Annotated in this window: 1 protein-coding gene; it reads left to right on the forward strand. The window is 60.8% G+C overall.

Annotation, left to right across the window (positions count from 1 at the left end):
* Positions 1–260 (forward strand): immunoglobulin-like domain-containing protein (locus tag FHK92_RS27665; RefSeq protein ID WP_219916183.1); only part of this gene is annotated, 260 nt, incomplete at both ends.

Raw genomic sequence — 260 nt, forward strand, 5'->3', positions numbered from 1 at the left:
AGCAACGGCGCGGTCATCAACATCGCTGCCGGACAAACCACCGGCACCGTGGCTGTCGATACCCCGGCAAACGACGTCTACAACAACGGCAGCACCGTAAGCACCACGATCACCGGTACCTCCGGCGGCAATTTCGAAAACCTGGTGCCAAGCACTACGCCAGCCGTCACGACGATTACCGATTCGGCTGACACCACCGGCCTGACTTTGTCTGCCAGCGAGACCATCACCGAAGGCGGCCAGATCACTTACACCGCGAC

The organism is Pseudomonas brassicacearum subsp. neoaurantiaca (assembly GCF_013608025.1).
Classification (GTDB): Bacteria; Pseudomonadota; Gammaproteobacteria; order Pseudomonadales; family Pseudomonadaceae; genus Aquipseudomonas.